The sequence below is a fragment of the Verrucomicrobiota bacterium genome (assembly GCA_039192515.1).
Classification (GTDB): domain Bacteria; phylum Verrucomicrobiota; class Verrucomicrobiia; order Methylacidiphilales; family JBCCWR01; genus JBCCWR01.
The window spans coordinates 1-14,673 of record JBCCXA010000056.1; the positions used below are offsets into that span (position 1 = coordinate 1).

Here is a 14,673-nt window from a genome sequence, read left to right on the forward strand (position 1 = left end):
ACACCAAAACAACCAACTACGACAAGCCCTTTCGACCAGTTCAAGACAAGCCGCTTGAAGTCAATAGTGTCATACCTCCTACGACTACGCTATCTATGACTTTACGAGTTTTTTCCTATGGCGCTTCCATTGACGCTTACAGTTCTCTTTTCTATCTGGCGCAAGCTTTTCTCCATCTCGTTCAACTTCTATTAGGTAATCCAGTTTCTAGTCTGGTAAATTTCATAACAGCAGACTTCACCAAAAAGGCACTCTCACCTTATTAAGATATAGATCTTGCAGGTCTGGATTGTCGGTTACTTTCTCATCGCCCTAATGAGGCTGGCATGAAAATAAAGTCATTTCTCTCCGCAGACTTTGGCTAATATTCTAATTAACACTTAAAAATATAACATTTCCATTTCCTATAATTCATATCCTGTTCTAAGATATCCTCATGGTGATAACAAGCTCATAAAAGTGAAAGTCTCATAACTTTATACGCTAAGATTCAAAAAAGCTAAGACAACTTACATCTGGAAGAATTCGCAATAAAGGGATAGCCATAACTAGAAAATCAGTAGGATGTACACTAATTAGGAGCAAAGAGTCGTTTATAGAAATGACAATGGTACCTGAAATAGAACCTGAGGCCACTAGCCATGAGCTGGCAGCTGTGTTATTCACAGATGCAGAGTCTTTCAGTGCCCATATGCACGAAAGAGAAGCTGAAGCACTAGAAGCAATAAACAGCGACCTCGATTGTCTGAAGTACCTAGCTACAGAGCACCATGGCCAAGTCTTAAAAGGTCTTGGTGACGGATTATTGGTCCGTTTTAAAAGTGCTTCAGATGCAGTAAAATGTGCCATAGCGTTTCAAAAAGCTATGGCTACTGGTTATGGCCCGGATAATCATAGGACTTTCTTGCGTCACAGAGTTGGTGTTCACCTGGGCGATATGTATGTCAGTGACACAGAGGTAATGGGCGATGGTGTAAATATCGCATCCCGTCTACAAACAATTGCTAAACCTGGCGGCATTTGTATCTCTCAAACAGTCTACGACATCGTAAAAAATAAAGTGGAATTAAAAGCTATTCAATTAGGACCCAGACAACTTAAGAATATTGCCATGACTATTCCAGTATACCGTATTCTAGTAGATGCAGTTGGAGATGAAACCGGAGAAAAAAAAGGCCGAGCTAAAAAGACTGGGAATTTTTTTAAAAATAAAGAACGCCTTATTATCACATTAAGTGCGTCAGGAGTTACCTTGCTTCTATGCTGCTTGGTTGCTTTTTTATTGTTCAGACAACCGAAGGGCGACTATTCGAACAGAGGTATTTTAGGAGCAACAGCTAAGAGAGTTGAAGTAAATGGGCCTATTCCTATAATCAAGCTGACAGACCGTCAAGTAACTAACGAGATTGTAGGAAGAGAAATTTTTATGGGACAAATACTAGGCATTGATGTAATCCGTCCAATTAAAGCTGAAGATATTAAAAACCTTGAAATGAAGGATCTTCAAACTGACATCTCAAATGATCAGATACTTTACTATGCAACCTTTTCCATGAGCTATGAAGTCCGGACAAAATATTATAATTACACCGTATTTTTGACTTATGATCAGACTCGTTACGTCCATGATGTGAGCATTAAATCACCATTTAACAAAAAGTAGTCATCGACTCAATGACGCTTCTTCTTATCCTCTTAGTAGATGGTATAGACCTACACAAGATAGAATCTCATAGAAATAGCTAAATAAAAGAATCCTGCCCGAAAGGCAGGATTCAATAGGTGGAATATTCCTTTGAGTAATGAAAATCTTTTTAATTTACTTAGCAATAACCATTGGCCCCTCAGCTATTTGAATATTGACTGGCTGATGAAGAGCTCCGTCTTGAAAACCTTTTAGCATGGCTCCGATAACTCCTACAAAGAGGACAAAAACTGCTGTGATGACGGTGACGGATTTGGTGGCGTTTGATGTCGTGCTATTCATAGTTACTCAAGATAGTTTAAATGTTTAAATCGTCAATGGATTATCTTCCTATTTTTAAATTTTTCTCTAAAGTTTTGTAATTCCTTGGTAATATCTTGATTAAGAAGTCATTTTATATAATAAAATAGCCATAAATATCTCAATAAAGTAATTTATCTGTTTATCAGATTCATACAAAAGAAGTCAAATAGCATAAAAGAGTAAGAGTGTACACTCGTCTTATCAATGCGTTGTCATAATCTTGCCGGATGCAGCCAAGTTGATTTGCATGCAAGAATCAATCCTAAGCCTATGACTTTATGCACTTACAATATCTGCAGTTGTCACAAATACGGATATCTACGTAACATCCAAACAACGCCCTAGGATTTAGGCATCAAGGTCAAGGTGCGACGACTCACCTCATCTTTTAGCTTATCAAGTAGCTCAGAAAAGGAAATCACACCTTCATCACCACGCCAACGCGAGCGGACAGAAACCTGTTCTGCTTCGGCTTCACGTTTACCAACAACCAACATATAAGGCACCTTTTCCAATTGTGCTTTGCGAATCTTGGCCCCCATTTTTTCTGAAGCACCATCTATGGAAGATCTTAAGCCAGCATGTTTGCACAGCTGATTGAATTTCTCACAAATAGCTATCTGATCGTCAGTGATAGGGATAAAACGGATTTGCTCGGGAGCTAACCAAGTCGGAAAAGATCCCGCAAAATGCTCAATTAAAACACCCACAAATCGCTCCATAGAACCGAATGGGGCTCTATGAATCATCACAGGACGTTTGCGCGTATTGTCCGAATCAACATAGGTCAAATCAAAACGCTTGGGGAGATTGTAATCCACTTGCACGGTCCCAAGTTGCCATTCACGGCCAATGACATCTTTGACTACAAAGTCTATCTTGGGACCATAAAAAGCAGCTTCCCCAGCTTCTTCAGAGAAGGGTCGGCCCAGGGCCTTGGCAGCTTCACGACAAGCATCCTCTGCCTTGTCCCAATCAGCTACGTCCCCGGTATATTTATCAGAATCAGGATCACGCAACCCGACTCGAACACGATAATCTGTAATACCTAGCGTAGTCAGGACCACGTTGACCAAATCTAAGCATCCCTTCACTTCACCTGCAACTTGATCTGGAGTGCAAAAAATATGCGCATCATCTTGAGTAAAGCCCCTTACCCGAGTCATACCACCAAGCTCCCCCGATTGCTCCCAGCGATAAACCGTTCCAAATTCTGCCAAACGAACCGGCAAATCTTTGTGAGAATGCGGCTCAGCCGCATAAATCTTTATATGGTGAGGGCAATTCATGGGCCTCAGCAAAAAGCCCGGTATTTCGCCGTCTTCCAATTTATTGGTGAGTTCACTAGAAGTGCAACCATCTTCATTGACTTTATTTAAAGTCGCTTTGTCGACCAGTGGGGGAAATTGAGATTCCCGATAGTATGGGAAATGGCCCGAGGTGCGGTAGAGGTCTAGTTTGCCAATATGTGGTGTAAACACTTGCATATAACCCTGCTTGAATAACTCTTCCAAAATAAAATTTTGCAGCTCTTGACGAACAATCGCTCCCTTAGGCATCCATAGGATAAATCCCTGTCCCGCTGTTTCGTCGATGTGGAAGAGCTTTAACTCACGTCCTAGTTTGCGATGATCCCGCTTCTGCGCCTCTTCCATCTGCTCAAGATAGGTAGCCAATTCCTCTTTGCTGGGAAAAGCTGTTCCGTAAATACGCTGGAGTTGTTTATTTTTTTCATCACCGCGATGATAGGCTCCCGCTACACTCAAGAGCTTAAGAGCTTTAATCTTTTTTGAGTAATTCACATGCGTTCCAGCACATAGATCGATGAATTCTCCGTTTTTGTAAAAACTGATTGAGTCCCCCTCGGGAATATCATCTAAACGCCCAAGCTTATAACGTTCTTGCCCAAAATCCTTAATGATTTGCACCGCTTCTTCACGAGAAACTTCTTTGCGCTCAAATTTCTGATTCTCTTTTGTGATTTTTAACATTTCATCCTCAATCTTTTGAAGATCTTCTGCTGTAAATTTATGGTCTAGATCAAAATCATAGTAGAAACCTGTATCCGTAGGAGGTCCAATATCAAGTTGAGCTTCTGGGAAAAGTCTTAATACAGCGGTTGCTAACATATGAGCAGCTGAATGCCTGAGTTCTTCTAGGGGTGTCATCTCTTTCACAATAGGACGAGCACCTTAGAAAAGCGTTCATTAGTCGTCAAGAGAGCTTAATCACTAATAAAGATAAAAATAGTCGTGATGCCCACCCAATGATTCGTATAGGATGCTAGGATGCCAGCTAGTAATCTACAAGGTATGAGTCGCCGGAAGCTCCTTGGTCTTACAACTTCTGGCGCTGCTCTGGCTGCAGCCCCTTTTATTTCTTGTTCTCAACGCAAAACTGATATCCCTAGCAATATCATCTTTATGGTAGCAGATGGCATGAGTTTGGGGGTTCCCAGCTTAGTAGAGCCCTTTTCCAGAATGCTAAAACAAAAAGGAACTCAATGGCACAGCATTGCAAGGAGACCACAGACAACCCATGGCTTCTTTGACATGGCCTCACTTAATTCTCTGGTTACTGATTCTTCGGCAGCCTCATCTTCATGGGGAAGTGGTTCCCGGGTAAATAATAGAGCAGTCAATACACTACCAGACGGCACCAAACTCAAACCAATTGGTCATATTGCCAAGGAAGCTGGGTACCGAGTTGGTCTGGTCACCACAACCCGTCTCACACACGCCACGCCCGCAGGATTCTTATCTTCGACTCCACACCGAAATAGGGAAGATGAAATAGCAACTCAATACCTAGGATACGGAGATGTTCTCATGGGGGGAGGACTACGCCATTTTGATGGTTCCAAACGAAAAGATAATCTTGATCTTACAAGCAAATACAAGCAGCAAGGTTTTCAAGTTATAAAAAATAGAAATGAATTAAAAAATCTCAACCAAAACCAAGTTCTTGGACTTTTTTCTAATAGCCACCTCCCCTACTCACTGGATTTACTACAATCTGAAAAGCAACAAAGCCAGGTGCCTACTCTTGCAGAAATGACTCAAGCGGCGCTTAAAATATTGGCATCCAAGCCTTTCTTATTACAAATTGAAGCAGGACGAGTGGACCATGCCGCGCATGCCAATGACGCGGCAGCTCTGTTACATGAGCAACTCGCTTTTGATGATGCCATCGAAGTAGCTAAACACTTCGCTGATGAGCGCAATGACACATTAGTGGTGATAACCACTGACCACGGAAATGCTAATCCAGGCCTTAACGGCTATGGTGATGGTTATACTCAAACCAACTCTCATTTTGAAAGGATTCTAAAGATTAAAGAATCCTTTGCAATGATGCAGCAGGATCTCAAGACTATCTTTAAAGCTAAAGGCGTCGTTCCCAAAACCGAAGTTTTGGATAGAGTTCTTACGGGCTCTTCTATAGAGCTATCCTCCATTGAAGCGGGCAAGCTGGCTGACACTTTTCAAATACAGCTCCAAGTCAACCAATTTGATTGGAATCAGCAGCATGGTAATTTTACTGGTCTTCTAGGGCAAATGCTAGGCAACCATGTTGGTATTCAGTGGACTGGAGCCACTCACACAGCGGACTTGGCTCCACTCATGGCTATTGGTCCTGGTAGGGAGCGTTTTAACGGACTACTTCGCAATACTGAAGCATTCAAAATTCTTAGCCAGTTCATGGGATCTAATTATAGAAATCCCCGCAGCACTCAATAAAATGCCTCGCTTTAGAGCGAGGCATTTCATAAGATAAATATAAATAGTTAATACTGGAAACCTTTGATGCCCCAGAAATAAACGCCTTAGTAGCGATAATGCTCAGGCTTGTAGGGTCCATCAACCGGAACACCAATATAATCTGCCTGCTTTTCGCTAAGACGTGTAAGTTTGACTCCAATTTTATCTAAGTGCAGACGAGCCACTTCCTCATCGAGCTCTTTTGATAAACGAGTTACTGCAGGCTTGCTGTCCTCACGATTAGTCCAAAGGTCCATTTGCGCTAAAACTTGGTTTGTAAAAGAATTAGACATCACAAAACTAGGGTGTCCAGTTGCACAACCCAAGTTAACCAAACGACCTTTAGCAAGCATGTAAATAGCATTCCCACCCGGGAAGGTATATTTATCAACAGCGCCGTCTTCCTCGGGCTTGATCACAGTCATTTCAACCCCTTTCATCTCATTGAGAGCATCTACTTCAATCTCATTATCAAAATGTCCGATGTTACAAACAATCGCTTGATCTTTCATCTTAGACATGTGATCCGCTGTAATTATACCATAATTACCCGTTGTGGTTACGTAAACATCTGCTTCACCAAGGGTATCTTCAACCGTTGTTACTTCAAACCCTTCCATAGCCGCTTGTAAGGCACAGATCGGATCAATTTCCGTAACAATAACTCGAGCTCCGAAACCTCTCATAGAATGAGCACACCCTTTTCCGACATCTCCGTATCCACATACAACGACCACTTTACCAGCAACCATTACATCTGTCGCACGTTTGATACCGTCTGCCAAAGACTCGCGGCATCCATAAAGATTATCAAACTTAGACTTAGTCACCGAATCATTGACATTAATCGCCGGGAATAGAAGCTTATCCTCCTCCAGCATTTTATAGAGACGGTGAACGCCAGTGGTTGTCTCTTCAGAAACACCTTTAAGCTCAGGAACGATGCCGGTCCAGTAGCTAGAAGTTTCCGCATGGATTTTTTTGAGCAAATCTTTAATCACTTGTTCTTCGTGGCTACCTGACTCAGAACTGACCCAATCACTACCTTGTTCTAATTCATAACCTTTGTGAACCAATAGAGTAGCGTCACCACCATCATCTACAATCAACTGAGGCCCCTTCCCTCCTGGGAAAGCAAGGGCTTGTTGGGTACACCACCAATATTCCTCTAAAGTCTCACCTTTCCAAGCGAAAACAGGAATACCGGCTGCTGCTATTGCTGCTGCTGCGTGATCTTGAGTTGAAAAAATATTACAGCTTGCCCAACGAACATCTGCTCCCAATTCAACTAGCGTCTCGATCAAAATGGCTGTTTGGACGGTCATGTGTAAAGAACCGGTGATGCGAACGTCCTTAAGAGGCTTCTCTTGACCATACTTTTCCCGTAAAGCGATGAGGCCAGGCATCTCGTGTTCTGAGATTTCAATTTCCTTGCGCCCAAACTCAGCTAGACTTATATCTGCGACTTTGTAATCTAATTTTGCTGCTTCTTCTGTTGCTACACTCATGTTGGTTTCTCCTTTTCGTATTGATTGGTTTAAGTTTATTTTAGCCCGCATACTGCGCGTAACGACTTGACTTTATCTACGTTTTCCCATGGAACTTGGACAAGACCGCTTTTATGCCCAAAGTGCCCATAATTGGTTGTATGACTATATATCGGACGCAAAAGTTTAAGTTGAGAAACAATATCTGCTGGCTTAAAACTAAATACCTTATTGACTGCACTTAATATTTTCGCCTCAGACACTTTATTTGTTCCAAAGGTTTCAACAAAGACAGAGACCGGTTTTGGGTGACCAATTGCATAGGCAAACTGAATCTCCACACGCTCAGCTAGTTGGGCGGCAACAATATTCTTTGCAACATAGCGGCCCATGTAAGCGGCACTGCGATCCACCTTAGAAGGATCTTTACCGCTAAAGGCTCCACCTCCGTGGCGTCCCATACCACCATAGGTGTCCACTATGATCTTACGGCCTGTTAAACCTGCATCTCCTTGAGGTCCACCGACTACAAAATTTCCTGTGGGATTGATTAAAATTTCCGTCTTAGGCGTTAGCATCCTTTTGGGTAATACTTTCTGAATCACTTCCTTGGTAAGGAAATCTTGGATAGTCTTATGCGCCACACCTTCTTTATGTTGAGTCGAAATAACTACCGCAGTGATTTCTTTTGGCTTACCATCAACATAACGAACTGAAACTTGGGTCTTGGCATCTGGTCTAAGCCATTCCGCTAACTTGCCTGCTTTGCGGATTCGGGTGAGCGCTCTGCCTAACTTGTGTGAATACATTATGGGTGCTGGCATAAGCTCCGGGGTGTCATTACAAGCAAAACCAAACATCAACCCTTGGTCTCCCGCACCTTGTTCAGATGTTTTTTTACCTTTAACCTTACGAGCGTCTACTCCCTGTGCAATATCAGGGCTTTGAGTGGTTAAAGCATTGGTGATCAATACCTTATCAGCATGAAAAATATCGTCTTGATTAATGTACCCAATAGAACGAATGGCTTGGCGAACTATTTGGTTGATATGAATTTTTGCTCGAGTCGTAAGCTCACCCGCCACGACAACCATGTTACTCTTAACAAGGGTTTCGCAAGCTACTCGCGATTTTGAGTCCTCGGCCAAACAAGCATCTAATATTGCATCTGAAATAGTATCACAAACTTTGTCGGGATGGCCTTCACCCACAGACTCTGATGAAAAAATAAAGGTTTTTGACATCCATTGACCATAAATCAGGTTATCATCGACGCAAGTAAAAATATTGATCCATCATGATATATTGATATTTTATTCAAAATTTTAATATTATGAATTCTCCATCTTATCTAAAGTTATTGTCACTGTTATCCGACCCTACTCGCTTGCGCATTCTTTACCTTCTCAGAGAACAAGAACTATCTGTTGCAGAGGTACAAGAATGTCTGCACCTAGGCCAATCTCGTATTTCCTCCCATTTGCGCCAACTCAAGGACATAGGATTATTAGAAGATAGAAGAGAAGGACAAAGGACTTATTATTCTTGGAATATTAGCTTCACAGAAAAAGTTCAAGAGGTCATTAACTTAGCCCTAAAAGCTGCTACCGAACTACCTGATAATCAAAAAGATAGCGAAGCATTGCAGCTTATTCTAAAAAAACGGAAAGCCCTTACAGAGAAATATTTTAATACATTAGCCGGACGTTTGGGGAAAAATTATTGTCCAGGACGATCTTGGGAGGCTATCGGCCATCTACTGCTAGAACTTATACCCTCAATTACCATTGCTGATTTGGGAGCCGGTGAAGGCCTACTTTCTCAACTTCTTGCCAACAGAGCCAAAAAAGTCATCGCTGTAGATAACTCAGCACGGATGGTAGAGGTGGGAGAACAGCTAGCCAAAGAAAATGGCATACATAATTTAGAATACCGTTTGGGAGACCTTGAAGCCCCCCCTATTCGAGCGGGCTCAATTGATCTAGTTATTCTTTGCCAAGCCCTTCATCATGCAGCGGAACCTGAAAAAGCCCTCCGAGCCGCTTATAAAATTCTAAAAACAGGAGGCCGACTCCTTGTTCTAGACTTGAATCAACACCAATTCGAAAAGGCTCGAACCCTCTATGCAGATACATGGCTGGGATTCGCCGAGTCAGATATCCAAAAAATGCTCGCCCGCGCTCATTTTGTAGATATTCACACTAATATTGTAGCAAAAGAAAACGAAAGCCCTTATTTCCAAACTCTACTGTGCTCCGCCAGAAAATAATATTATGCACATGCATCATAACTCACTGATACGTAAGCGTTTCAAATAGGCTGCTACCCAATTTCTACTCTTTATTTTACCAATCCGTCGCCGATTTATACCAAAGAAGATGAGTCTCTACCGATTAGTGCTGGTAGGACTATGTCCAGGTATGAATAAATACTATCTAAGAGCTCTAAACAAAGTCATTGCTCGTAGCTCATCACGCATGATTGGTCTAATCGTTGCGCTCAGCACTTTTATCATCATGATTGGTCCCATCCTTATCACTACTGCAAATAGTAATAAGGATCCGTCACTATCCTTTTTTGATCCCGCACGACCACTAGTGTTAACTGTAAATGAAATGGAGATATTCACAAAAAATTTAGAGGAGAAAATGAAGTCCGACTCGGACATCCATGACAATATTTGGGACCTCGAACCTGATACAGAAAAAAATCAGTCTATGGATCAATTATCTTTGCTCAATAATGAAGAAAACAAAATAAGCCTTAGAAAACGTATTCTCACCATCATTTTAGGTATTGTGCTATCACTTAGCTTGGGAGTTGTGACAGGACTTTTTCATCAGATTATTATACTTAAAAAGCGAGATCAAAAAGATCTACTCCGCCTATTAAATAGCCTGACATCACAGATTCCAGGTATGGTCTATCAATTTGAATTACGCAAGGATGGACGCAGACGCTTCCCATATACTTCTTGGGGCGTTCGTAAAATTCTTGGAATAAAGACAGATAGAATCCAACAAGACGCTGCTCCATTTTTCCAACGAGTGCACCCCGAGGATCTCAAGGCACTAGAAAAATCAATTGCAGACTCTGCCAACGAATTGGCTCCATGGAATCACTCTTTTCGTTACCGTTCGGATAAAGAAAATTACAAATGGTTGCAGGGTCAATCTGTCCCTGAACGCCTTAGTAATAAAAGCATCCTCTGGCATGGATTCATGACAGATATAAGCAAACGAAAAGAGCGTGAGTTACACTTGCAAGACAGTGAAGAACGCTGGTCTCTTGCCTTAGCTGGAACAAACGTGGGCGTGTGGGACTGGAATATCCAAACAGATACCATCTTTTTTTCTGAAAGATGGAAAGAAATGCTCGGATACAGTCCAGACGAAGTTATTCAAGCATACAGCGACTGGAAGTCTCTTATACATAAAGACGATGTCAAAGCATTTGTTCTCGATCTCAATGTGCATTTCCAGGGTTCCACCCAATTTTATGAAAGCACTCATAGAATGGTGCACTATAATGGTTCGGCTATCTGGGTTCTTAGCCGAGGCAAAGCCCATTTCGATGAAAATGGTAATCCAATCCGAATGGTTGGAACACAAACGGATATCACCCTCCAAAAACAAATGGAAAAACAAATCAAAGAAAACGAAAATCGACTTCGTGATGTTCTAGAAGCAGCTGGTGAATCTGTATGGGAAGTAGATTTAGATTTTCGTTATACCTATTTGAGTCAGTGCGTAGAAAAAGAAATAGGCTATACCCCTGAAGAACTGATGGGGAAAACCCCGTTTGAACTCATCTTAGAGGAAGATAAAGAGCGCATTACAAATTGGTTTATGCAAGCAGCAAAGGAGCGCATCAATTTTTCTAACCTGACATATCGTATTAAGTGTAAGAATGGGTCTATCCTGTGGCAAAAAGTAAGCGGGCTACCACTTTGTAATGAACAAGGAGCCTTAGTCGGGTACCGTGGGGCCTCCCTGGATATTACTCAAGCAAAAGAGGCCCAAGAAAAAATTCAACAGCTTAACGATCGTTTTCAATTTGCACAATCCACAGCAAAATTCGGAGTGTGGGATTATGACATTCTACGTGATCGACTTGAATGGGATGCCATCACTTTAGAGCTGTACGACATGCCTGCAGAAAAGTTTACAGGTAAACTCAATGTGTGGGAAAAAGCTCTTCACCCCGATGACCGTAATCAAGCTATGGAAGAAATGTCTCGCGCTATACAAGCAAAAAACAACTTCCATATCCAATTCCGTATCCTGGATCAAAAGCAACAAATACGCCATCTCAGGTTAGTAGCCAGGATATGTGAGAATAAAAGCGGACATCGGGAGAGATTGATAGGTATTACTTCTGATATTACTCATGACAAAGCAAATGAAGCATCCGTTCTAAAAGCAAAAGAGGAAGCGGAAGTTGCCAGTAAAGCCAAAAGTGAATTTCTGGCTATGATGAGTCACGAGATTAGAACACCTATGAACGGAATTATTGGGTTTAGCAAACTTTTAGCTAGCTCAGAACTAAACTCGGAACAACAAGATTATACCCGCACGATCGTCTCAAGTGCAGAGCTATTGTTAACCCTCATTAATGATATTCTAGATTATTCTAAGATTGAATCAGGAAAATTTGAACTCGAGTATCTACCTGTTGAGCCGAAAGCAATTGTAGAGGATGTCTATAAAATCTTGCTCCCTCAGGCCAAAGAAAAGTCACTTAAATTCGAATATAAAATCAGCTCCGATGTCCCAGGATACATTTCTTCCGATCCTATTCGCCTGCATCAAATCCTTCTAAACCTCGCCAATAACGCTATCAAATTCACTCAAAAAGGACATGTCAAAATAACCGTAAATTGCCATGAAAAATTAAAAGATACTCTAGCAATCTGTGTACAAGATACGGGCATTGGCATTGCTGATGACCGCCAGAACCTCCTCTTCAAACCCTTTAGCCAAACAGACTCCTCCAATGCACGGATATACGGAGGATCTGGCTTAGGTTTGGCTATTTGCTACAAGCTTACAGAACTTTTAGGAGGTAAAATTTGGGTTGAAACAGAAGTAGGAAAAGGAACTAGCTTCCATTTCACAATCAAGTATAGCCTGGTTTCCGTTGGCAAAAAGTCTATTCAAATCAGCAAGGAAACAAAGAAAAACTCTTCTAAAAACAGACCCAATAATCATATCAAAATTCTGCTAGCTGAAGATAATCCCGTTAATGCCAAGCTTGCCCAAATCCTTTTTAAACGCCTAGGTTATAAACTTACATGGGCAAAAAATGGCAAAGAGGCCGTAAAACAAGTAAAAGAGAATCAATTCGACCTAATTTTTATGGATGTTCAAATGCCGGAGATGGATGGCTACGAAGCCACTCAAAACATCCAAAAACTATACCAAAAAGATCATGACACGACTAGACCTGTTATCATCGCCATGACAGCAAATGCTATGAAGGGGGACCGTGAAAAGTGCTTAGATGCCGGTATGGATGAATATCTCACTAAGCCTATACAAGAGTCACAAGTTTCTGAGATGCTGCAAAAGTATCAAAATAATTAGGGTGTGCTCCTATTCTTGGAGTTAGAGCATTTTTTGAATTAATTTTAAACCTCCATGTTTGTCCTATGCCGGCCCAATCGAGGTATCCAGGAGATTGGAGGATTCATAGATTTTGCTACCTGATTGATCGCCTCATATCAAAACGGACTCCAGTACAAGGGACTAGACAGATCTCTAGAAGTTTCCACCGGTAAAACCAGAAAATAAGAGATTGGATGAGGCACTATTGCCCACCAATTAGAAAATGCATTAGTTGGGCCAATTTGTGATCCACTGAAGATAGATCTCATCTTGCAAATCGAGAGGAGTTTCCTTAAGACCAGCCGTCGACCAAAGATCAGGTTCAACCACATTGAAAAGAGACTTCTCACTTCTTTCACGGCTGTAATAATACCCATATGCCATCCTAAAAGGATCCTGTAAGTAAGAATCCACATCTGGACTTCCAACTTGCGAACCTTTAGGCTCAAAGTAGATAGTGACACCGGACTCCGCCGGTTCTAAGAAATTAGCGCCTTCTACTCCTCCCCTACATAACTCCGAAAATAAAAACATAGCACTTACAATATAATCATCGGGATTCCCTTGATAGATATCGCCTTGCAAAGGAATTTCTGTCATCACGGGATAATCTCCGTTGTCTAACTGGTAATTCTTTAATGCAAGAAATAACGCAGAAATCTCGGCGGAAGCTTGCCTCCTTAGTGCCATTTTTTTGACTGGACCGGCTGCACCTATAATAATTCCCATCAAAATAGCTATGACAACCATTGCCGCCATCACCTCCATAAGAGTGAACCCACTTCGCTTGGCAACCTCCCAGCCTATATTTTTGAGCCTCATAGAATTCTATTTCCAAGTCGCTATATATTTAGCCCTGACATCGCCATCAGCTCCTGTTGACCAAAAAGCCATCGAGGTATTCATGTAGACATCCTCCTCAAGATTTGGATTCAAACTAGGTACCAGAACACGATTATCATAATCCAAATCAAACACCATCAAGTATTCACGATTCCAAGGATCTACAAAAGTATCTGCATCCTCAGGGTTAACAGGAGGTCTAACATTATTGGCGTCCGGAGGTCCTTGTCTTAAATCTTTCAAATTAAACTCCATAAATGGAATTCTTCTGGGATTATCCATTTGCTTTGATTTCTCTTCAGTCCCGGTAAGCATATAATATAACATTCCAGCTTCTAGAATCTCATCGGGTTCAGGATTCTGTAGTGCGTAGACAGGCCATCTTCCATACTCCGTTTTATAGTTAGTCATAGCCACTTTTAACTGATTTACTACCACTCCGGCTTGCGCCTTTTTAGCCGCCTCGAAAGCAATGCCTACCCCTGGAATAGCTAACCCCATAAGAATCGCTACAATAGTCATCACGACCAGTAACTCTACCAGTGTAAAACCCGATCTTTTATCTCGTTTCATAACTCTCATTACCATCATTAGCAACTAATTTAACTTACTTGCACTTTGAGTGCCAGACATTTCCTAATATTCTCTTTTTAAAACTATATAAGAGTCTCAAACCTGTTTACCCAAAAACTTCTCTTTTCAGGTCCCTGAAAACGGTAAGCTCTCCCCAATGTGCCCCTGACATTTTACGAGCGCCTGATGAACGTTTCTCATATGTGGGAGTGTTAGAAGTATCGAGTTTGTATTCTTTAGCCAATTGAGCGACCTGCTCTTTCTTTTTGATAAACCACTCATTGACAAAGTCCTTACTACCAAGCACTGCTCCATCACTCATGTATCTGACCCGACATCGTAATACCTCTTGAAGCGATAACTTACCTCCTTGTTCTATCACCTTCCTCACCTGC

Annotated in this window: 12 protein-coding genes; 5 read left to right on the plus strand and 7 right to left on the minus strand. The window is 41.7% G+C overall.

All coding sequences use genetic code 11. From position 1 onward, the window contains the following. Together AAGA18_14970 and AAGA18_14975 are read left to right on the plus strand one after the other, a co-directional pair. Window positions 1-266, plus strand: a 266-nt coding sequence (locus AAGA18_14970) for a hypothetical protein (GenBank protein ID MEM9446642.1), incomplete at its 5' end; no start/stop codon positions are given. 341 nt (window positions 267-607) lie between these two features. Beyond that, window positions 608-1,663, plus strand: coding sequence for an adenylate/guanylate cyclase domain-containing protein (locus tag AAGA18_14975; protein ID MEM9446643.1), 1,056 nt, complete (start codon window positions 608-610; stop codon window positions 1,661-1,663). Window positions 1,664-1,819: 156 nt separating this feature from the next. Here AAGA18_14975 and AAGA18_14980 read toward each other — a convergent pair whose 3' ends face one another. Together AAGA18_14980 and thrS are read right to left on the minus strand one after the other, a co-directional pair. Beyond that, complete coding sequence (locus AAGA18_14980) at window positions 1,820-1,987, minus strand: hypothetical protein (protein ID MEM9446644.1); 168 nt, start codon at window positions 1,985-1,987, stop codon at window positions 1,820-1,822. 362 nt (window positions 1,988-2,349) lie between these two features. After that, window positions 2,350-4,176, minus strand: a complete 1,827-nt coding sequence (gene thrS, locus AAGA18_14985; GenBank protein MEM9446645.1) for a threonine--tRNA ligase — start codon at window positions 4,174-4,176, stop codon at window positions 2,350-2,352. A 144-nt stretch (window positions 4,177-4,320) separates the two neighbouring features. Between thrS and AAGA18_14990 the strand changes: the two genes are divergently transcribed. Further along, entirely contained in the window at window positions 4,321-5,748 is a 1,428-nt protein-coding gene (locus AAGA18_14990) for an alkaline phosphatase (GenBank protein ID MEM9446646.1), read from the plus strand. Between the two features lie 86 nt (window positions 5,749-5,834). Here AAGA18_14990 and ahcY read toward each other — a convergent pair whose 3' ends face one another. Further along, entirely contained in the window at window positions 5,835-7,277 is a 1,443-nt protein-coding gene (ahcY, locus tag AAGA18_14995) for an adenosylhomocysteinase (GenBank protein ID MEM9446647.1), read from the minus strand. A 35-nt stretch (window positions 7,278-7,312) separates the two neighbouring features. Continuing rightward, window positions 7,313-8,500, minus strand: coding sequence for a methionine adenosyltransferase (gene metK / locus AAGA18_15000; protein MEM9446648.1), 1,188 nt, complete (start codon window positions 8,498-8,500; stop codon window positions 7,313-7,315). An 89-nt stretch (window positions 8,501-8,589) separates the two neighbouring features. Here metK and AAGA18_15005 point away from each other — a divergent pair, with 89 nt between their 5' ends. Then, window positions 8,590-9,525 (plus strand): metalloregulator ArsR/SmtB family transcription factor, encoded by a 936-nt coding sequence (locus tag AAGA18_15005; GenBank protein MEM9446649.1) that lies wholly within the window; start codon window positions 8,590-8,592, stop codon window positions 9,523-9,525. Window positions 9,526-9,634: 109 nt separating this feature from the next. Beyond that, complete coding sequence (locus tag AAGA18_15010) at window positions 9,635-12,841, plus strand: PAS domain-containing protein (GenBank protein MEM9446650.1); 3,207 nt, start codon at window positions 9,635-9,637, stop codon at window positions 12,839-12,841. 249 nt (window positions 12,842-13,090) lie between these two features. Here AAGA18_15010 and AAGA18_15015 read toward each other — a convergent pair whose 3' ends face one another. From AAGA18_15015 to AAGA18_15025, 3 genes are all read right to left on the minus strand, one after another. Next, complete coding sequence (locus AAGA18_15015) at window positions 13,091-13,684, minus strand: prepilin-type N-terminal cleavage/methylation domain-containing protein (protein MEM9446651.1); 594 nt, start codon at window positions 13,682-13,684, stop codon at window positions 13,091-13,093. 6 nt (window positions 13,685-13,690) lie between these two features. Continuing rightward, complete coding sequence (locus tag AAGA18_15020) at window positions 13,691-14,287, minus strand: type II secretion system protein (protein MEM9446652.1); 597 nt, start codon at window positions 14,285-14,287, stop codon at window positions 13,691-13,693. Between the two features lie 97 nt (window positions 14,288-14,384). Then, on the minus strand, window positions 14,385-14,673 hold a 289-nt coding region (locus AAGA18_15025; GenBank protein MEM9446653.1), incomplete at its 5' end, for a hypothetical protein.